Below are 19,211 nucleotides of genomic sequence, written 5' to 3' on the forward strand. Positions count from 1 at the left end.
TTTAAAATGGCTTAATCAAGGCGCTTGAATAAAGTAATAGTTATTCTATTGCGAATTCGAGCAACGCAGAGTAAGCCTTTTTAAAACTCGCCCTAAAGGGAAAGCCCCAGCCATTCTTGCGCTGCTTTCTCACTATTTGAAAGGGATTGACCATTTCTGCATAGTGACGCCTTGCGCAAAAATGGCTGGGGCTTTCTGAGTGGTCACTTATTTATGGAGAATGGTATAAGCCTAACCTTTGGTATCTGCATTTTACGAACTCTAAATAAGATTGAAACTGTTAAAATAATGCTTTACGCAGCACAGCAAAAACTTCCTAATCAAAAAGCGAAAATGACTCGGTACGGCTATCGCCCTAAATCATTTTATAAAAGGCAACTATTTTTGTTGCAAGGATTGCCTAACGTAGGTCCAATTTTAGCGAAAGCGCTATTGCTTCACTTCGGCAATATTCGGGCTGTGATGTCAGCAACCGAGCAGCAATTAACAAAAGTGGCAGGTGTTGGTAATAAAAAAGCTAAAGAAATTATTTCGATATTGACTAGGTAAGGCGGGGTTGTTGCTTTCTTTGCCGATACGGCAGCAGCCTAGGAATTGTTTTTTAAAGCCATTCACAGGCACAATATCTTGGGTCGCCTAAGCAGGTAAATCAATGGTGTAATTTTTTTCCTGTAATCTCTGTCTCTAGTTGTATAACTACTTAGGAAAAATTCATGAAATACAAATTGTTAACGGTTTTTTTATGGGGTTCGATATTGGCTACCTCTCAAGCTTTTGCAGATAAAGCGATCTTTGCAGGCGGCTGTTTTTGGTGTATGGAGTCTGATTTTGAAAAACTTGATGGCGTCACAGAAGTTGTATCTGGCTTTACCGGCGGCGTCTTAGAAAACCCTACTTATAGTGGAAATCACCAAGGGCATTATGAAGCGATAGAGGTGACTTACGATCCGAGTAAAATTAGTTACCAAGCTTTACTCAATCATTATTGGATCAATGTTGACCCATTTGATGACAAAGGTCAGTTTTGCGATAAAGGAGCGAGTTATTTAAGTGCGGTTTTTGTAGCGGATCAGCAGCAACAAACTTTAGCAGAGATATCTAAACAAAAGGTGATTGATCAGTTTCCCAATCAACAGGTAGTCACGCCGATTTTACCCGTTGGGACCTTTTATCCTATTAAAGGCAAAGAGAGTTATCACCAAGACTATTACAAAAAAAGCCCAGTACGGTATAAATTTTATCGTTGGAATTGTGGACGTGATCAACGCCTACAAGAGATCTGGGGCGATAAGGCGAGTCATTAACACTCGCCTTATCAAATTTACTTACTGTTAGAGAGTAACTAAGCCCTACTCACCTTTCGCTAAGGTTTCAAATCGCAAACCTTTAGCTGTGCGGTTTTCAAAGCCTGCCCAATAGCTATGTTCTGGCTTGGCTTTTCCTTCCTTATCTTTAGCCCAAACACCGTCATTTGATTTAGGTGTGAGTGCTAAATATTGTTCAGCTTCTTTACTATTTTTTAGATGAGTATCCAGCCAAGCTGTAGCAAAGTGTTGCGATACATTGTTCATGCGCACGTTGTCCCATACTGCGTCTATGTAGTGTTCACTCACGTTAAAGCCTAGGGCTTCATCAAACCTAAAAGATTCTTCAGGTGCAGGCATAGGGGCGCCAGCGTTATGATTGGCGTGTTCGAAGGTTAATAGCGAGCGTTCAACACTTGTTATGCCTTGCCAAATAGCACGTACGCCCTTTTTGTAGCCAGATACATCGTCGTCAGAGCCAGCGATTAACAGCATGGGCACCTTCACCCCTTTTAAAGAATCATTATTCCACATGCCGTAATTCATCCCCCAAGGTGCAAAAGCGATCACTGTTTTTAGACGACTATCTGGGTAGATCATGGTGGTACTTTTATCTTGATGAATACCTAAAATGCCGTGAGGAACACCTCTTGGAAAATTAACTGCTTGTTGAGTTACACCACCACCTGCTGAAATCACTGCACCGTAGCCGCCCATTGAATAACCAATTAATGCAGTATTTTGGGTATCAACCGCTTGGTATAAAAATGAGTTTTTGTCTTTCGACAGCATCTCAATTTGGTCTAGAGTAAACATTTGATCTATAGGGCGATTCACTAAAGTCGAACCAAAAGCTGCGGCTGTTCTATAAGTAGAATCGGTATGATCGATCGAGGCAACCACATAGCCTTTTGAGGCGATGTTTTCGGCCAAATGCGCCATTAAGTAACGATTACCCGGATAACCATGAGAGATTAATACTAAAGGGTACTTATCAGGGCCAACTAAAGGCTTGGCATCGCGAACTGCTTTACCTACAATTTTCACCTCGGTTTTGCCATCTCGTATGAAAGCATCCAATGCTGTTTCGCCTTGGCTATCTTGAGTCGCTGGATACCAAATTTCTACGGTTAAAGGGCGGTCATACTTGGGTAAGTGTTTTGAGTCGGCCGGATCAATATTTACAATATCTAGCTGCTGGGCGTGACTAATATTTAAGGTCTTAACCCCTATGGAATATTGTCCGTAAGCCGCTAATTTTGGGGCGTCTGGTCGCTGCTGGTCAATACGGTTTTGGGCAACACTGGTTAAAGATATTCCGCCAATTAACACTAACAATACTGCTTTATTTGCTACCTTATTAAACATTTTTATTCTTACTTAATAAATATATGTAACGGCTACAGTATGACGTTTTACGAGTATTTGCTAGTTGAAAAAATAAAAACAAACAGCTTCTTTACTAACTTGGCTGCATCACAGTTGTTAACTCCGCTAAGTGATTTTGGATGATATCTAGCTGCGGCGTGAAATCATCAGGTTTAAGGTCGCCACTTTGGATTATTTTTTCTAGGGTCTTAAAGGCTTGCTCCGAACGTATTAGGGCACAATTATAGCTAGTCGGAATAAACTTGTATAAATGCACTAACGCACTGTTAGTTTCATTGTTATGTAAGGAATTGCTTAAGTCTTTAAGTGTTTGTTGTGAATGTTCAAGTAACTCAAAAATTGAATTTAAAAATTTCTCGGCACTGTTGTGATGTTTAACTATACCTTGGGCAATATCCACCCCAGGTAAATCGATACATTGTTTAGTAAGGGCTAATACTTTAGGTAGTTCATAGGCAACAGCTATTTCGTCGTCTTGCAAAGCACAGTGTTCAATATCGGCGTATTTCTGGGTAATAATATCAAACCCAAAAGCGCCTGCTGAACCTCTTATTTTGTGAGAAATCTCACTAATAATAGTCAAGTCATTGTTTTCTAATGCTTGCTGTAATTGGGTGACTTGCTCATCTAAGCTTTGTTGAAAATCTTTTATTAAACTCAGCATATCTCCCTGCAGAAGAGGACTGTCTATTTCCCCTTGTTTGTTGAGATAAAGCGATAATTTATCAATAAAATGTAGGCGAGAAATTGGCTTGGCTAGATGGTTAGAAAACCCTAAGCGTAAATAATGCTCGATTTCATGCTTCATATTATTGGCGGTAAGCGCTATAACGGGTGTGAAATTTCCCGCCGCTCTAATTTGTTTAATAGCTTCAGTACCATCCATTTGCGGCATATGAATATCCAGTAAAATCAGGTCAAACTTTTGATAAAAAATCGTATCTAAGGCTTGCTTTCCGTTTTCTACTTCTGTCACGGTAATATTCATACGCTTCAATAAAATGGAAATTAATTCGCGATTATTGGGATGATCATCCGCAAGTAATACTCTATTTCCAACAAAGTTTGGTAAGGCAACAGGTTTAACCGATATGGTAGGTGTCGATTGCCATATTTCACTCACATTGTTTATCCAAGGCGAGCCATTTACCACATTTAATTCGATAGTTAGGGTAAAAATAGAACCTTTTCGCACAGTACTATTCACGCTAATTTCACCGCCTAATCCTTTGGCCAGTTTTTGTGAAATACTCAAACCCAAACCGGTGCCACCAAAACGTCGGTTGATTGAACTGTCTACTTGAGTAAAGGGCTGAAACAATAATGCTTGCTCCTGAACCGATATGCCCTCTCCGGAGTCTTTGACTTGTATTTGTAAGTGACTATTAATTACACGTACCGATATACCAACAAACCCGTGTTCAGTAAATTTAATGGCATTATTTGTCAAGTTAAATAAGATTTGTTTCAACCGAGTGGGATCGGTATTAATTTGAGCCGGTAAGGGATATTCATACTCTAAATGAAACGCCAAACCTTTATCTCGGGCGCGTTTACCTATGGCTGATTCAATTTGAGCTAATACCGAAAACAAAGGAGTAGGTATAGACTCAAAATCCAATTTGTTGGCTTCTATTTTACTGATATCCAGAATATCGTTGATAACACTCAATAAGTGATTGCCATTTTCGGCAATAATTTTGGTGACGCGCTCTTGCTCTGCTTTGTCGATGTCTCCTAGTAAAATACCGTCAGCGTAGCCAATGATTGAGGTTAAGGGTGTACGAATTTCGTGGCTCATAGTGGCTAAAAACCGCCCCTTTGCATGACTTGCTTGTATCAAGTCACTATTAGTTTGCTCTAATTGTTCATTTGCTTGGCGTAATTCTGCAGTACGTTTTTCTACTTTATGTTCGAGGGTTGAAGTGAGTTTAATGTTCTCATTGGTCAGTAATTTAACTTTTGATGCCAAGGCAAAAGCCAGTAGCAGACTATCTAGGCTAGTACCAATCAAACCGAATAAATAAACATTGAGGTTTAAGCCGGGTAATAAGCCTAAATTTATTAGATTACTGACTAAGTTGGGCAATGCTATGGATAGCAATGCCAACACAAAATATTGAGCAGGCAGATACCCCTTAATCCAGCGGTTTATACCATGGTAGAGGCCTAACACTAGCACTACAGAGGTAACCACAGAAGCAAGATATAGAGCTACGCCTTGATTATAGAAGGCAAAAGGTAAAGATATGGTAGCCAGTAAAGCAGTAATTTTTAGTGCCATGGCTGCTTTTGGTGCAGATTTATTAAGGCTTAAAAACTGGATGTAAAACAAGCAAGAGAAAATAGCACCAATAATGTAACTAGGCATTAGCCAACTATCTGAACCACTCATACCGCCATATTCGGGCACACCAAACACCGCAGCCCAGCCAAAGGTATAGGCTAAGGTAGACAATGCATAGGTTATATATTGGTTATTACGCGTGCTAATAAACAGGAATAGATTGTAAATAGCCATAGCTAAACACATACCTAAACTTAGCAAAATGATAATGTTTTCTAGTTGAAATAGCTGTTCAGCTTGATTCAAAGGCTTTATTAATAGTTTGATAGGCGCAAAAAAATACTCGCTTTCAAATATGACCACAAACGTTTTTCGTTGGCCTGGCAGTATGTCGATTTTGCTACCGTAATGAAAATCTTGCTGGTTATTTGTGCTGTGTCCTGTTTTGGTTATGTAAACCTGTTCATTGTGGCTATAACGCCTTATTTCTATTTCTTGAACAACCGATCCATAGGGGTAAATAAACCATTCATTCTGTTGGGTGTCATTGTATATTTCAAAAACAACCGCGAACTTGTCGCCCAATGTGCGGGTGCTGTGGTGCTTGTTTAAAGTTTCTAACCAAGAGGGGAGTTGCCCTAAATGTTTGGGAAGGCCAGTGCCAGTGGCGGTGTTGCGCAGTGAAAAATACTCCACATTATCGCTAATATTTTGATTATTGATGCTACTCAAGTTAAAGCTGGTAATATGATTTTCAGGGGTAGTCGCTGCACTGGCTGCGATACAAAATCCTATACATATCCAGCCAATAGCGTGTTTAGCATGCCTAACAAGTAATCCTAAAAAAATAATACAAGTGGATAACGATAAAAGTGTAATTAAAGGCAAAATCTGGTGGCTAATCTGCATCAATATCAAGTTTAATAAGCAATACGTCTATCCTATTGAAGTTATGATGTTGACTCAACTATTCTTATTCGCCTTGTGTAAAAAACACTTTTGTTGCATTGTTGCGAGCAATGTATGCAGCCCCGTACAGTCGGTGTGATGAATATATTCAAGTACATACGCCACTGCCTCAAGGGTGGATAAGCTACTTTTTACTGTGGTACTCCTAATGTGATATTGATTATCAGGTGGGTTATCAAAATGCCAACTAGCACAGTGTTGTAACCAAGGATTAAGGTGCCAAATTCTTAAAGCTTTGCGCCAAGAAGCATCAATAAATATCACATGATGATTATTAGGAAAGAGTCTGGTCTTTTGTTCCAACTTGCTAATAGATTCAATCGAAGTACTTTGTTCGTGAGGGAAAAATAAACTGTAATTTTGAGGGTGACTCGTTACTTTTTGCGCGAGCTCTAACCAGTCTTGTGGTTCTTCACCTTGCAATACTGTTATATTTTTAATACCTAAAGTTAAAAGCTTAACGGTGTTTTTGGCATGTTTGGCTTCTTTGGGGTGCTGTAAAATAATAATATTCAGTGGTGACGAAATAGGGCTAACCCAAGCACATAAACAGGTACTTTGTGGGTAGTGGCAGGTTGGACACATCTGCCTTTTGTGTGTGCTCATATTGATAAACTGATAATCCTATTCCAAATTACGCATGATAATATTTTACTTATAAGAAAGCTGAAGAGTATGCATTATCCTATTCTCGTGTAAAAATGATGATTATGTCAGACCATCCCCAATACACCAAAATTTGGCGCACGGTACAGCTTATTCCCTCCGGAAAGGTTGCCAGCTATGGTCAAATTGCCGATCTTGCAGGCTTGCCTGGCCGAGCAAGGCTTGTAGGTAAGTCACTTGGCTATGTGCCCAACGATATGCAAGTACCTTGGTACAGAGTTTTGCGATCCAATGGTCAAATTGCGTTTCCCTTAGGCTCAGAGCAATCAATAAAACAAAGCGGCTTATTGCAACAAGAAAACGTAGCGGTATTTAACAATCGAGTAAAACTCGCCATCTTTCAATGGCAACCAGATTTGGCAGAGATTCTTTGGAAGTTGGAGTACTGAATAGACGCAGCGGTTAGTCTTGCTCTAACAAGACAAATCAGATACTTTTGTGTATAAATTAGGCTTATTTATCAGAGATTTTGGCATTGTTAAAAACATTTGATATAGACGAAGTGAAAGAAGGAATGTTCGTCGATTCTATAGCAAAGCAACAAGGTAAACTTAAAGTTACCAGTCGCGGTAGAATTAACTCTCTTGCTGCTATAAAGCAACTCAAAAAAAAAGGAATTTTGTCAGTTGTTGTAGATATGAGCAAACAACTCAAGCCTGAAGTGGCCGAACAAGAGGAATCAAAATCACCCGCTGAAGTACCGGCAATTTCTGCTAAAGTTTCGTTTGAAGCGGAGCTTCAAGTAGCAACTAAACTGCATAACAAAGGTAAAAATCTACAAAAATCCATGTTGCAAAGTATAGGTAAAAACCTGCCTGTAGATATTGCCATCCCAAAAGCTTTTACTAACAACTTAGTATCTTCAATCGATCGCAACCCAAATGCTCTAATGTGCATGACAAAAATACGCGAAAAAGACACCTACCTGTTAGAACATTCATTAAATGTGGCTATTTTATTAGCCAATTTTGGTACTTATATAGATTTGCCAGAAGAACAAGTACAAGAATTGGCCCTATCAGGTTTTTTGCATGACATTGGAAAAATCAAGATACCAGATGAAATATTGCACAAACCTGGACGCCTGAATGATCAAGAAATGACCATAATGAAGGACCATGTGTATTACGGCACTAAAGTTCTAATAGAAATGGGTATTCCTGACTTAATTGTTAAGACTATAGGTCAACATCACGAAAGGCTTGATGGTTATGGATATCCAGACGGCTTAAGAGGTGATGAAATTACACTATTTGGTAGAATGATTGCCATAGTCGATACCTATGATGCTATAACGGCAGACAGATGTTACAAGGTAGGCATGTCATCTAAAAAAGCATTACAAATTTTACTACAAGACGCACCTGAAAAGTACGATGAAGGGTTAGTCACTCAATTTGTACAATGTATCGGTGTTTATCCTGCTGGCAGTTTAGTCAAACTAAGCAATGAAAAAATTGCCATGGTACTCAAACAACATCCAGTGCATTCCACTAAACCTCTAGTAAAAGTGTTTTATTCGATTCGAGGTAACCACTATTTAGAGCCTAAGGAATTGGACTTAGCAACAGTTGTTAATGGTGTAAAAATTGTTGACGCAGTGATTGCAAGTGACTTTAAACTTGATTTCAATAAGTATTTTAATGAATCAATAGTGGTATAAATCAAGTCAAGCTAAAATTTCACAAAGCCTGTTAACTAACTTTTGCGTCCTTTAGGATGATCAAGATCTGGTCAGTTGTCACATCCGAAGGACACACTCCCTTATTAACCAATTCTTCATGAATATATTCAGGATCATTAGATGAAAATTGAGCGCTGTTTTTCTGCACGTATCGCGTTAGCTTTTGCTGTAATTTTCGAGTTAAACAAGACATATGCACATCTTAACCAGTTAAAAGTGAATTAAAGTTACCCGCGAGCCATCAATATTAGCCACACATGTAACACTTCTTAATTTACATACTTAGATAACTATCAAAAACTGAGCCAATATAATTTTTATATTATAAATCAACAAGATAGCTGTGTTCTGGAAGATCGCGATTAGGTAGTTGTAAAATTATCTGACAGAAAATTGCTTGTTATTTTTTATTGAGAATGACATCGAATAATAAAGACGTATTGTTCAAAGGCGAGATTGAACTCGCACCTCATATATTTAATAACATTTTCTTGAGTTGTTATTCAATATTCGCTATCTGCTCGCGCATTTGCTCAATTAATACTTTAAGTTCTACCGCCGATTGGGTGATGTTGGTGTTGATGGATTTTGAGCCTAGGGTGTTGGATTCGCGATTGAATTCTTGCATCATAAAATCTAAACGACGGCCAACTGCGCCGCCTTTTTTGAGAATTTTGTGAGTTTCGCCAATGTGTGAAAGTAGGCGGTCGAGTTCTTCGGCTACGTCTACTTTTTGGGCTAACATTACCATTTCTTGTTCGACGCGGGTGGCTTCGAGTTCTATTTTGGCTTCTTCGAAACGGGCTTGGATTTTTTCCCGTTGCCATTTGATCACGTCTGGCATGTGGGCGGTGACTTTTTCGACTTCTGCGTTAATACCATCTAGACGTTGTTCGATCATGGCTTTTAGGTTGCTGCCTTCGGTGGCTCGGGCGGCGATAAAGTCTTTTAGGGTTAAGTCAAATTCGGCCAGTACATCGCCTTGAATTTGATCCATGTCGGTTTCTTCGGCTGAAATAACGCCGGGCCAGCGTAATACGTCTAGAGGGTTCACGCCGGCTGATTGACCGTGTGATTGTACCCAATCGGCGGCGTGCATCACTTGTTTGGCTAAGTCTTCGTTTAGGTTGAGTTTGCCAACGGCTGCATCGTTAGCCATAAAACGCAGTGAGCATTCTACTTTGCCTCGCTGTAATTGTTTGCGAAAACGCTCGCGTAGCACAGGTTCCATGCTTTTAAATTGTTCAGGAAGACGGAAATAGGTTTCAAGAAAGCGTTGGTTAACCGAGCGTATTTCCCATACGGCTGTGCCCCAATCGGCTTTAAGTTCGCGGCGGGCAAAAGCAGTCATACTGTAAATCATCGAAATCTTCCTATGTCTTAGTTGTAAACATTATACCTGTGTTACGCCTTGGGGTAATTAATTCTTTATGAACCACCTAAAACTCAAGATAATTTTTACGGAAGCCTCTATAATTCGGCGCATTATTTTGAATGTGAATATTTAGGAGAGCATTATGCGTCCAAGTGGAAGAACAGCCAGTCAAATTCGCCCTGTTACTATTACCCGTAACTTTACCTGCCATGCCGAAGGCTCGGTTTTGATTGAGTTTGGCAACACTAAAGTGTTGTGTAATGCCTCGGTGACCGAAGGTGTGCCACGTTTTATGAAAGGCCAAGGTAAGGGTTGGGTAACCGCAGAATATAGCATGTTGCCACGCGCCACACATACCCGTTCTGATCGTGAAGCGGCCCGTGGCAAACAAGGCGGGCGTACTCTTGAAATTCAGCGTTTAATCGCGCGCTCACTTCGTGCCGCAGTTGATTTAAAGCTGTTAGGTGAAAATACCATAGTGGTGGATTGTGATGTGATTCAAGCTGATGGTGGTACACGTACTGCTTCTATCACGGGTGCTTGTGTGGCGTTGGCCGATGCACTGACTTGGATGCGCGCAAAAGGTATTTTAAAAGCCAATCCAATCAAACATATGATTGCCGCTTTGTCTGTGGGTGTATACAAAGGTGTGGCTATTGCTGATTTGGAATACCTTGAAGATTCTGATGCCGAAACTGACATGAATGTAGTGATGACAGACACCGGCAAACTGATTGAAGTGCAAGGCACAGCTGAAGGCGAACCTTTCGATTTTGACGAGCTTAACGAAATGCTGGAACTCGCCAGAAACGGTATTCGTGAATTGTTCGACGAGCAAAAATCCGCTTTAAACTAGGACCTTAAAATGCAAGATTATCAACGTGATTTTATTGAGTTTGCATTAGCCCGTAATGTATTAAAATTTGGGCAATTCACGCTTAAATCAGGCCGCACTAGCCCTTACTTTTTTAATGCGGGTTTATTTAATACCGGTGGTGATTTGGCCAAACTTGGGCAGTTTTATGCGCAAACGTTGCAAGACTCAAATATCGATTACAATGTGTTATTTGGGCCTGCCTACAAAGGTATTCCAATTGCCACCACCACAGCCGTGGCGCTAGCCGATAAATATAATGTTGATAAACCTTATTGTTTTAACCGCAAAGAAGCCAAAGCTCACGGTGAAGGCGGCAATCTGGTAGGCAGTCCATTGGCGGGTAAAGTAATGCTGGTGGATGATGTGATTACCGCTGGCACCGCTATTCGCGAGTCTATGCAGTTAATCGCCGCCAATAATGCCCAGCTTACAGGTGTGTTGATTGCCTTAGATAGGCAAGAAAAAGGTCAAGGTGAGTTATCGGCCATACAAGAAGTGGAGCGCGACTTTAATACTCAGGTGGTATCTATTGTCAGTTTGGCGGATTTGGTCGATTACTTAAGTGATAAAGACGATATGGCCGAGCATTTGGCTAACATTAAACAATATCGTTTAGATTACGGAATTTAGTTAGCCAGTGAGCCAAAATAGCCCATTTGAGTCGGCCGATTATCAATTAGATGCTATGGGTTTACGTTGCCCAGAGCCTGTGATGATGGTGCGGCTAAAAATTCGTGAAATGCAGATTGGCGAAACCTTAGTTGTTACCGCCGATGACCACTCGACAACCCGTGATATCCCCAGTTTTTGCCGTTTTATGGAGCATGAGCTGCTCGCCGGTGATATGGAAAAAAGCCCGTATCGATATGTGATTAAAAAAGGCCGCTGATACAAGCGGCCTTTTGTTTCTTTTGGTTACCTAGTTAGGATTAACTAAGCTTAAATTAGTTAGGTTTGCGGAACTTTAGTGTCCAGCGGTCGGTATTACCTGTCACTGATTTAACCCCTACCTCGTAACGCAGTTCATCGTCGGCGCGATAATGTAAATCGCTATAATCGACTAACTCAAAACCAGCTTCCTGAATTTCTTTGATCGCCAGTACCGGATCGACTCGGCGGCCATTGGCAGGATTTTTTGGCTCCATGTGGCGCGCCGTATGATCAACTACTGCATAAACACCGCCGGGCTTGAGGGCTTCAAAAGCCAGTTTGTTCATGTTGCGACGACCTTCTTCATCAAAGTTATGGTAGTTACGAAATGTCAGCACCATATCAAAGTCACTTTCATTAAGTGAACTGGCCTCTTTGGCTACGATTTTAATTTTATCGAATCCTGACTCTTCGGTTAATTTTTTAATACGGCCCGTACCTATGGTGGCGTAATATTCACCTTTTTCTCTGACTACAGGTGCTAAAATTTTGGTATACCAACCACCGCCTGGTATCAATTCCAAAATTTTCATGTCGTCACGGAATTCGAAAAACTCCAGAGTTTTTAAGGCTTTGCGGTTTCTGTCTCGCTTGGTATCTGCTTCAGTTCTGATTTCAGCTTTTAGTGCTGTTTTAATTTTTTCTGCTGTGGCATCGAAATTATCTGCTGCTAATGAACTAGCGCTAACTGCTAGCAACAACATAGGTAACAATTTTTTCACTGGTGACTCTCCATTTGTAGTTTTTGATTTTGATAGGTTTTTTACACGTTAACTGACCGTTAAAAATTGGAATTAGTTTCACGCTAGAGGTTTTTATAAACAATACCGTCTTTCATCACAAAGCGAATATTCTGCATAAGTGAAATGTGTTGTAAAGGGTCACCTTTTACCGCCACTAAATCTGCCAGCTTGCCCACTTCTATTGTGCCTAAGGTATCACTTACTTTGAGTAAGTCGGCGGCACTTTGAGTGGCACTGCGAATGGCTTCAATGGGTTTCATACCTGCTTCAACCATCAAGACAAACTCTAGGCCGTTGTCGCCGTGAGCTGACACACCTGAATCCGTTCCAAATGCGATTTTTACCCCAGCTTTATAGGCTTTTGCGAAGGTTCGTTGAATCAGCGGACCAATAGTGGCCGCCTTTGGTCTCACCATTTCTGGAAAAAAGCCATCAATCTTGGCTTTTTCGGCTACCCAGTTTCCGGCCATGATAGTAGGCACATAATAAGTGCCGTATTTTTTCATTTGCTTAAACACCTCTTTGTCCATGTAGGTGCCATGTTCAATTGAATCAACGCCTGCTTTAACGGCCCGCAACATGCCTTCTTTTCCATGGGCATGAACAGCGACTGTCATGCCGTAATCTTTGGCGGTGGCCACTATGGCTTGTAATTCATCATCCATAAATTGCGGATTTTGACCGCTTTTTGCCACACTCAACACACCGCCCGTTGCGGTGATTTTAATTAAGTCTGCCCCATCTTTATAACGTTGACGTACTGCTTTTCGGGCTTCGGCTACGCCATTTACTACGCCGTCTAGGGGGCCTGGGTCGCCCATAATCGATTTACTGCGGCCATTTGTTGGATCGGCGTGACCCCCGGTTGTAGCAATTGATTTTGCAGCGGTATAGATACGTGGGCCTTTGACCATACCTTTGTTAATGGCGTTTCTTAGGGCGGCGGTTTCGTTGTGCCTATCACCGACATTACGTACAGTGGTAAAGCCAGCCATCAAAGTTTTTTCACCGTAATGCACGCTTTTAATCGCATAGTCAGCTGCATTTAAGGTAAAACCTTCCATATAACTGGCCGGCCCAGTATTTTGGCTGGATAAATGGGTGTGCATATCCATCAATCCCGGCATTAAGGTGTATTCTGATAAGTCGATAAGGGTGTCTTCACTGCTCGCTTTGGTGAATCCTTGGTTAATAGCGGTGATTTTATTATCCGTGACAACGACCGTTGCTTTATGGATCACCTTATTGGAGGTGCTATCGATTAAGTTACCGGCATGGATAACAGTTGCGGCCATTACCGCACTCGCTAAAAGAGGTTGTGCCAAAGTAGCCAAAACAAGGCTTGCCTTAAAAACAGTGTTTTTCATATTGATTTATCCAGTTATAACTCGCCCAAACTAAAACGGTACTCACCGCTTTTTAGCATTAGATGGCGCTTGCCATCTAATGATTGCTCTTCTCCTTGTTCGGCGAGTTGGTAATATACATTTTGATGTAAGCGGGCCCATAAGTTCCTACGTACTAAAACGTAAGGCAGTTGCGCAGCGGTTTGTTTATCAGCAAATATTTTGATGGGATTTTCTGAACTTACAATTAAATCATCACCTGTATTGGTGGTAAGTGCTAACTTATCTTCTTCCTTTTGCCATTGTGTAATGATAAACGGGACGTCTTCAACTTGAATGCCGATTTTTTCTACGGGTGTCACTAAAAAGTAGTTATCGCCTTCTCGTTTTAATACGCTGGCAAACAGTTTGACTAAGGGTTTGCGGCCAATGGGCGTACCCATGTAAAACCAGGTGCCGTCATGTTTTATTTGGATATCTATATCGCCACAAAAGTCGGGGTTCCATTTTTCAATGGGAGGCAAAGCGGCATTTTGAGCGCTGATTTGTTGTTGAAATGCTCCTAAGTCGAAATTAGTCATTAAAGGCTTTCTTTTAGTTCACGCAATTTGGCTTTAATGCGACGCATGTTCTCAGGCCCGGTACGTAGTAATTGTTTTTGCGGTGCGCTTAATGATTCAAGCCGCTTATCTGCAAACTTGAACATCACGCTATCGGTAAATACTTCTACAGGAACAGGTACCTCTGGAGTATCCAGTAATACATCTATTGCCTCTTGTAGTTTTTCGTCGAAGTTATATGAAGGGCTGCCAATCTCAGCATATATCTCTTCAATGGCGGGTTTGTACTCTTGATACAGTTGTAATAAGGACTCGGTTTCAAGAGACTCAAATATTTCTACATAAGGAGAATAACGCTTATAACTCGCTGGATCGATCCACTCTTTATCGGCTTGTCTGTAGGTACGGAACGACTTCTCTGGTTTAACTAATACTCTATTGTTAGCCGCGAGTTCTTCTTCAGCTAGGGTGTTGGTCATAATTACAAAGCGTTCTAGTAAGGCTTCATCAATAAGTAAGCGGGCGAAAGCATCGTAATCAGAAAGTGTTAACAGTTTAGTTTTTACCGTGCCATCACTGGTGTCTAAGGGCTCTGGATCGGGGATAATTTCAGGCTCTGGTGTTGCTGCTATTGGATCAGGCACAATTTCAATAGGCGGCTCTTCGACAGCCTCTAATACTTCAGGCTCAACAACTATAGGCTGTGGCTCTGGCACTACAACCACAGGTTCAGGCTCGCTCGGCCAAAACACAATTGCCAGAATAATAGCTATCACTATTGTGCCAATAGCAAAATGAGGTACTAAGGATTTGTTCGAATCTTCACTCATGACGTTTTTGTTCACCAAACATTAATTATGACTTCTACAATTTAGCCTACTTAATTTTACCTAAAAATGATATGTGTAGATTGTAAAATACTGTAATCACAAACTTATCTGGACTGACCATTAATAGGCCATTAGACTGATTGTGTGGTTTATATACTTTAGCTAGAGCACAAATAAAGTGAATATAATTTTATATGCGGTACCGTTTTTTTTCTTATTGATTTTTTTAGAGCTGTTGTTAGAAAAAATCAAGGGCACAGATTACTATCGTGTTAACGATGCTATTAATAGCTTAACAGCGGGCGTTTTGAGCCGTATGACTGGCATAGTGAAGCAGTTATTTCCGTTAAGTATTTATGTGATGATTTATGAACAACTGGCATTCTTTAATTTGGCGCAAAGTTGGTGGGTGTGGCTGATTGCCTTTGTGCTATATGATTTTTGTTATTATTGGAATCACCGCTTAGGCCACGAAATGAACCTACTGTGGGCCTCTCACGTAGTACATCACTCTAGCGAAGAATATAACCTTACTACTGCGTTACGCCAAAGCGGCTCTAGCTTTTTTAGTTTTGTCTTTTACATCCCAATGGCGCTAATGGGCTTTGACCCTGTAGTGCTTATTACCGTTGGTTCTCTAAATTTGATATATCAATATTGGGTACACACACGGCATATCCCTAAATTAGGCTGGTATGAATGGTTTTTTGTGACGCCATCTAATCATCGTGTACATCACGCGCAAAACCAAATATATATAGATCGTAATTACGGCGGTGTTTTTATTCTTTGGGATCGTTTATTTGGCTCTTTTCAAGAAGAATTAGAAGATGAGAAGCCTATTTATGGCATTCGCAAGGCCCTTAAAAGTTGGAATCCGTTGTGGGCTAATGTGCACGTTTACGCACAGTTATGTAAAGATTGCTGGCATGCAAAGCGTTGGCAAGACAAACTGCTTATTTGGTTTAAACGCACCGGTTGGCGACCTGCAGATGTTGAGCAAAACTACCCACTCGGTAGAGTCGATCTCACTAAGTTTAGAAAATTTGATATCCCACTGACCTTGACCAATAAGTGTTATAGCTTGTTACAGTATTCGCTTATCTCTTTTGTGGGCTTGCTGCTAATGATAAACATTGCTGTGTTTAGCGTACCTGAACAATTAGCGGTGGTGTTTTTTGTACTTTTTGGCAGTGTTTCGGCAGGCATGGTACTTGAAAACAACCCTCTGGCCATATACTCAGAATGGACTAAATGCGGGTTAATTTTGTTGACGTTAGTGTTTTATAGTTTTCCCCATTGGATTGAGTTGGTACTTGGTATAAGTATTTTGATAAACGCGACTATGTTATCCCTTAAAAAAAGCGACATTATCAATATCTCTGAGCCCATGTTCGAGGCAGGGGTAAGTTATACCAATCTCCATAAATAAGTGCTCACTCAGCGAGATTGTTAGGATGGATTGGTATAAATGCTAATGGCTCGATTTGAAGGACTCAGAGAACCTTGATTGTGAAAACTTTAATAGTTGGCTATCAATATTAAAGATCATCTTTAATATTGTGGACAAACAAGTAAACGTAATATGCGCCCATTGCTACCATAATACCAATACCTAGGATAGAGCCCCAAGCAACTGGGTCGTTCAATATTAAATCCCACATAATGTATATTACCTCTGTTGGTTTTCGTAACAGAGGTAATGGTAAGTCATCATTTAGGTTAAAGGTTGATCTAGATCAGCTTTGTGGCGGGTGCAGTGCTCAGTGCTCGAAGCTGAGTTTTAGTAACTCCACAGAATCGGTAAATGTGAGGGTTTGTAATTTACCTTTACCTTCCACATTAATGGTATTGATTTGCTCTGGCCACAAGTCACGTAAGGCATTATGACGTATTTTCATATTGCTAAGTTGCGTTGGTTGTGTGGTTTCTTGGTAGACCCAAAAAAACTGGCCATCAATTTCAACGCCTACTCGTTTAAGAGGCAGGGCTTTATTGTTACTATCAAGCAAACTAAAACGCTGGTGAACATAGTCGCCAAATTGCTGTTGGGTTTTTTGGGACCCTATAATATCGGCATCTTTACCAAATATCTCTTTTACCGCATGTTCAGCGTCGTGGACTCTAAATCGGTGCATGATTTCAATATTTTCGGTACGCGGATTAAACAATACGGTACTAATAGCCGTTTTTTGCTGGTGGGCTGAAACAGAAAACGCTGCAAATAGCAGCGTTCCCATTAACCAATTCATGATTTTAGTCATTGTTGTCTTGGTCATCTTCTTTTTTATCTTGGTCTTTCTTCAGCTCAGTTTTAATATCTTGCATAATATCGCGAGATACTTTCTTAGTGCTTTTCTTGGCTTTATAAGCTTCGATACGTGAAGGAATAATTTGACGAGGATAGTGGTTGTTGCTTACATCTACATCGGCTGTTTCCCAACGTGGATCAACAGTCACACTAACCAGCACTTTGTCTTTGTCGGTGATGATCATCTTGTTCACGGCTTTGTGCGTACGACGCCAAATTTCAGCAGGAATGTACTGATTTTCGGTGCTGCCATCTGCAAAGGTGAGCTCTAAGATAATAGGCATCACTAAACCACCTTTGTTAGAAAACTCCAACACATAGTAGTTTTTGTCTTCTTTAACGGCGCGCTCAAAGGCGGTTTTTTCCCAAGGTTTGAGTTTATCCAAGAATTTATTGTATTTATTGCGCTCTTTGTTAGTCACAGTAAATCGGTCATTTTCGTCGTAGAAATCGGTGATATCTGGGAAACGTTCAACCCATAATTTTTTACCTTCGGCTTTGTTACGCTCGTCGGTAAGCGATACTGGTTTGTCTGCTTCTTCTTGACGCAAACGTGCAAAATCGATATCAGGATTTTTAGTATCCACGCGTAATTTTGAAATTTTATCTAAAGAGATATCGACGTGGTCTGTGCTGTAAAACCAACCGCGCCAGAACCAATCTAAATCTACACCCGAGGCTTCTTCCATAGTGCGGAAAAAATCTGAAGGCGTAGGGCGCTTGTATTTCCAGCGCTGGGCATACTCTTTAAAAGCAAAATCAAATAATTCACGGCCTAAAATGGTTTCACGCAGAATATTAAGAGCAGCAGCTGGCTTAGTGTAAGCATTTGGCCCTAAACGCAATACGCTATCTGATTGGGTCATAATAGGTACTTGGTTTGAAGATTTCATATACCCAGTAATGTCGCGAGGCTCAACACCCCATGGAATGGTAGGATCCCATTCGCGACCTGCAACACCGTCTAAGAAGCTGTTAAGACCTTCATCCATCCAAGTCCATTGACGTTCATCTGAATTCACTATCATAGGGAAGTAAATATGCCCTACTTCGTGAATAACCACGCCAATTAAGAAACGTTTTTCGGCTTGTGAATAAGTACGGCTACCATCGTCTTGTAACTCGGTGCGCGGGCCATTGAAGGTGATCATTGGATATTCCATGCCGCCTACAGGGCCGTTAACTGATTGTGCAACAGGATATGGATAGTCGAAAGAGAAACGGCTATACACTTCTAAGGTTTGAATCACGGCTTCGGTTGAATACTTTTTCCATAAGTCGCCACCTTCTTTAGGGTAAAACGACATGGCCATAACTAGTGGTTGGTCGTTGCCGCCTTGCTGATGGCCGCGTGCATCCCACATAAATTTACGTGATGATGCCCAAGCCACGTCGCGTACGTTTTTGGCGCTAAACTTCCAGGTTTTAGATTTGTTGGTACCGGCTTTTTCGTTTTCTAGTGCTTCTTCTGCTGTTACTACAAATACAATGCGATCCGCTTTTTCAGCTTGTTTTAGTCGTTTGCGCTGGGTAGAGGTCAAAACTTCTTTTGGATTTTGAAGTGCACCAGTAGAGCTAACGATGTGATCGGCAGGTACAGTTAGCTCAAGATCATAGTTACCAAACTCTAAGGTAAACTCACCACGGCCAATAAACTCTTTATTAGTCCATGCTTCGTAATCGGTATAGGCATGTAAACGAGGAAACCATTGGGCTAACAAGAAAATATCGTTGCCGCCTTTACGTTTGTCGTCTGGAAAGTGCTCGTAACCTGAACGAGCCGATACTGCGTCTTCTTCAACAATATTAAACGCATAATCGATGTTGAATTTTACGGTTTTGCCAGGCTTTAAATGAATGGGTAAGTCGATACGCATATTGGTACCCACTATTGTATGTTTTAGCTTTTTACCTTTGGTATCTGTAACGGCTTGAATATC

General features: G+C 40.9%; 20 protein-coding genes. 8 read left to right on the forward strand and 12 right to left on the reverse strand.

What is annotated here, in order from left to right:
* Positions 1-213: 213 nt before the first annotated feature.
* Together Q0688_RS03810 and msrA are read left to right on the forward strand one after the other, a co-directional pair.
* Positions 214-549 (forward strand): helix-hairpin-helix domain-containing protein, encoded by a 336-nt coding sequence (locus tag Q0688_RS03810; protein WP_299073329.1) that lies wholly within the window; start codon positions 214-216, stop codon positions 547-549.
* Between the two features lie 164 nt (positions 550-713).
* On the forward strand, positions 714-1,304 hold the full coding sequence (msrA, locus tag Q0688_RS03815; protein ID WP_299073330.1) for a peptide-methionine (S)-S-oxide reductase MsrA: 591 nt from the start codon (positions 714-716) through the stop codon (positions 1,302-1,304).
* Positions 1,305-1,349: 45 nt separating this feature from the next.
* Here the strand turns inward: msrA and Q0688_RS03820 are convergent, their stop codons facing one another.
* The 3 genes from Q0688_RS03820 to Q0688_RS03830 form a co-directional block, all read right to left on the reverse strand.
* The gene (locus Q0688_RS03820) at positions 1,350-2,672 is read right to left on the reverse strand and encodes a dienelactone hydrolase (RefSeq protein WP_299073332.1); all 1,323 of its coding nucleotides are present in this window, start codon (positions 2,670-2,672) and stop codon (positions 1,350-1,352) included.
* A gap of 94 nt (positions 2,673-2,766) precedes the next feature.
* Positions 2,767-5,889: a response regulator gene (locus Q0688_RS03825; RefSeq protein ID WP_299073334.1), complete on the reverse strand. Its 3,123-nt coding sequence runs from the start codon at positions 5,887-5,889 to the stop codon at positions 2,767-2,769.
* Positions 5,890-5,943: 54 nt separating this feature from the next.
* Entirely contained in the window at positions 5,944-6,555 is a 612-nt protein-coding gene (locus Q0688_RS03830) for a tRNA-uridine aminocarboxypropyltransferase (protein ID WP_299073336.1), read from the reverse strand.
* 104 nt (positions 6,556-6,659) lie between these two features.
* On the opposite strand from Q0688_RS03830, the gene Q0688_RS03835 reads away from it, so the two are divergent.
* Both Q0688_RS03835 and Q0688_RS03840 read left to right on the forward strand, forming a co-directional pair.
* Entirely contained in the window at positions 6,660-7,004 is a 345-nt protein-coding gene (locus Q0688_RS03835; protein ID WP_299073338.1) for an MGMT family protein, read from the forward strand.
* 86 nt (positions 7,005-7,090) lie between these two features.
* Positions 7,091-8,278: an HD-GYP domain-containing protein gene (locus Q0688_RS03840; protein ID WP_299073340.1), complete on the forward strand. Its 1,188-nt coding sequence runs from the start codon at positions 7,091-7,093 to the stop codon at positions 8,276-8,278.
* Between the two features lie 31 nt (positions 8,279-8,309).
* Here the strand turns inward: Q0688_RS03840 and Q0688_RS03845 are convergent, their stop codons facing one another.
* Both Q0688_RS03845 and Q0688_RS03850 read right to left on the reverse strand, forming a co-directional pair.
* The gene (locus Q0688_RS03845; RefSeq protein ID WP_299073341.1) at positions 8,310-8,492 is read right to left on the reverse strand and encodes a hypothetical protein; all 183 of its coding nucleotides are present in this window, start codon (positions 8,490-8,492) and stop codon (positions 8,310-8,312) included.
* 306 nt (positions 8,493-8,798) lie between these two features.
* Positions 8,799-9,662, reverse strand: coding sequence for a YicC/YloC family endoribonuclease (locus Q0688_RS03850; protein WP_299073342.1), 864 nt, complete (start codon positions 9,660-9,662; stop codon positions 8,799-8,801).
* Positions 9,663-9,816: 154 nt separating this feature from the next.
* Between Q0688_RS03850 and rph the strand changes: the two genes are divergently transcribed.
* Genes rph through tusA form a run of 3 tightly spaced genes read left to right on the forward strand, consistent with a single transcriptional unit; the run spans position 9,817 to position 11,440 of the window.
* Complete coding sequence (gene rph, locus Q0688_RS03855) at positions 9,817-10,530, forward strand: ribonuclease PH (RefSeq protein ID WP_299073343.1); 714 nt, start codon at positions 9,817-9,819, stop codon at positions 10,528-10,530.
* Positions 10,531-10,539: 9 nt separating this feature from the next.
* Positions 10,540-11,181, forward strand: a complete 642-nt coding sequence (gene pyrE, locus Q0688_RS03860; protein WP_299073345.1) for an orotate phosphoribosyltransferase — start codon at positions 10,540-10,542, stop codon at positions 11,179-11,181.
* A gap of 7 nt (positions 11,182-11,188) precedes the next feature.
* Positions 11,189-11,440 carry a sulfurtransferase TusA gene (gene tusA / locus Q0688_RS03865; protein WP_299073347.1) on the forward strand — a complete coding sequence of 84 codons (252 nt, stop codon included), beginning with the start codon at positions 11,189-11,191 and terminating at the stop codon, positions 11,438-11,440.
* 55 nt (positions 11,441-11,495) lie between these two features.
* On the opposite strand, the gene Q0688_RS03870 is transcribed toward tusA, so the two are convergent.
* From Q0688_RS03870 to Q0688_RS03885, 4 genes are all read right to left on the reverse strand, one after another.
* Entirely contained in the window at positions 11,496-12,185 is a 690-nt protein-coding gene (locus Q0688_RS03870; protein WP_299073361.1) for a methyltransferase, read from the reverse strand.
* Between the two features lie 101 nt (positions 12,186-12,286).
* Complete coding sequence (locus Q0688_RS03875) at positions 12,287-13,591, reverse strand: amidohydrolase family protein (RefSeq protein ID WP_299073349.1); 1,305 nt, start codon at positions 13,589-13,591, stop codon at positions 12,287-12,289.
* 14 nt (positions 13,592-13,605) lie between these two features.
* Positions 13,606-14,151: a DUF1285 domain-containing protein gene (locus Q0688_RS03880; protein WP_299073351.1), complete on the reverse strand. Its 546-nt coding sequence runs from the start codon at positions 14,149-14,151 to the stop codon at positions 13,606-13,608.
* On the reverse strand, positions 14,151-14,960 hold the full coding sequence (locus Q0688_RS03885; protein ID WP_299073353.1) for a DUF3014 domain-containing protein: 810 nt from the start codon (positions 14,958-14,960) through the stop codon (positions 14,151-14,153). Before Q0688_RS03885 ends, Q0688_RS03880 begins: the two co-directional genes overlap by 1 nt.
* A gap of 178 nt (positions 14,961-15,138) precedes the next feature.
* Between Q0688_RS03885 and Q0688_RS03890 the strand changes: the two genes are divergently transcribed.
* Positions 15,139-16,392 carry a sterol desaturase family protein gene (locus Q0688_RS03890; RefSeq protein ID WP_299073355.1) on the forward strand — a complete coding sequence of 418 codons (1,254 nt, stop codon included), beginning with the start codon at positions 15,139-15,141 and terminating at the stop codon, positions 16,390-16,392.
* A gap of 109 nt (positions 16,393-16,501) precedes the next feature.
* On the opposite strand, the gene Q0688_RS03895 is transcribed toward Q0688_RS03890, so the two are convergent.
* The 3 genes from Q0688_RS03895 to Q0688_RS03905 form a co-directional block, all read right to left on the reverse strand.
* Positions 16,502-16,624, reverse strand: a complete 123-nt coding sequence (locus Q0688_RS03895) for a DUF3149 domain-containing protein (RefSeq protein WP_299073357.1) — start codon at positions 16,622-16,624, stop codon at positions 16,502-16,504.
* Positions 16,625-16,723: 99 nt separating this feature from the next.
* Complete coding sequence (locus Q0688_RS03900; protein ID WP_299073363.1) at positions 16,724-17,224, reverse strand: DUF6702 family protein; 501 nt, start codon at positions 17,222-17,224, stop codon at positions 16,724-16,726.
* On the reverse strand, positions 17,217-19,211 hold a 1,995-nt coding region (locus Q0688_RS03905; protein WP_299073359.1), incomplete at its 5' end, for a M1 family aminopeptidase. The genes Q0688_RS03900 and Q0688_RS03905, both read right to left, overlap by 8 nt.

The organism is uncultured Paraglaciecola sp. (assembly GCF_937123705.1).
Lineage (GTDB): Bacteria > Pseudomonadota > Gammaproteobacteria > Enterobacterales > Alteromonadaceae > Paraglaciecola.

Bases quoted from the DNA above. Each gene is read 5' to 3' on its own strand.
- rph (WP_299073343.1), top strand. From the start codon at position 9,817: ATGCGTCCAAGTGGAAGAACAGCCAGTCAAATTCGCCCTGTTACTATT.
- Q0688_RS03820 (WP_299073332.1), bottom strand. From the start codon at position 2,672: ATGTTTAATAAGGTAGCAAATAAAGCAGTATTGTTAGTGTTAATTGGC.
- Q0688_RS03850 (WP_299073342.1), bottom strand. From the start codon at position 9,662: ATGATTTACAGTATGACTGCTTTTGCCCGCCGCGAACTTAAAGCCGAT.
- Q0688_RS03875 (WP_299073349.1), bottom strand. From the start codon at position 13,591: ATGAAAAACACTGTTTTTAAGGCAAGCCTTGTTTTGGCTACTTTGGCA.
- pyrE (WP_299073345.1), top strand. From the start codon at position 10,540: ATGCAAGATTATCAACGTGATTTTATTGAGTTTGCATTAGCCCGTAAT.
- Q0688_RS03880 (WP_299073351.1), bottom strand. From the start codon at position 14,151: ATGACTAATTTCGACTTAGGAGCATTTCAACAACAAATCAGCGCTCAA.
- Q0688_RS03835 (WP_299073338.1), top strand. From the start codon at position 6,660: ATGTCAGACCATCCCCAATACACCAAAATTTGGCGCACGGTACAGCTT.
- Q0688_RS03870 (WP_299073361.1), bottom strand. From the start codon at position 12,185: ATGTTGTTGCTAGCAGTTAGCGCTAGTTCATTAGCAGCAGATAATTTC.
- Q0688_RS03825 (WP_299073334.1), bottom strand. From the start codon at position 5,889: ATGCAGATTAGCCACCAGATTTTGCCTTTAATTACACTTTTATCGTTA.
- Q0688_RS03885 (WP_299073353.1), bottom strand. From the start codon at position 14,960: ATGAGTGAAGATTCGAACAAATCCTTAGTACCTCATTTTGCTATTGGC.
- msrA (WP_299073330.1), top strand. From the start codon at position 714: ATGAAATACAAATTGTTAACGGTTTTTTTATGGGGTTCGATATTGGCT.
- Q0688_RS03900 (WP_299073363.1), bottom strand. From the start codon at position 17,224: ATGACTAAAATCATGAATTGGTTAATGGGAACGCTGCTATTTGCAGCG.
- Q0688_RS03830 (WP_299073336.1), bottom strand. From the start codon at position 6,555: ATGAGCACACACAAAAGGCAGATGTGTCCAACCTGCCACTACCCACAA.
- Q0688_RS03845 (WP_299073341.1), bottom strand. From the start codon at position 8,492: ATGTCTTGTTTAACTCGAAAATTACAGCAAAAGCTAACGCGATACGTG.
- Q0688_RS03810 (WP_299073329.1), top strand. From the start codon at position 214: ATGGAGAATGGTATAAGCCTAACCTTTGGTATCTGCATTTTACGAACT.
- Q0688_RS03895 (WP_299073357.1), bottom strand. From the start codon at position 16,624: ATGTGGGATTTAATATTGAACGACCCAGTTGCTTGGGGCTCTATCCTA.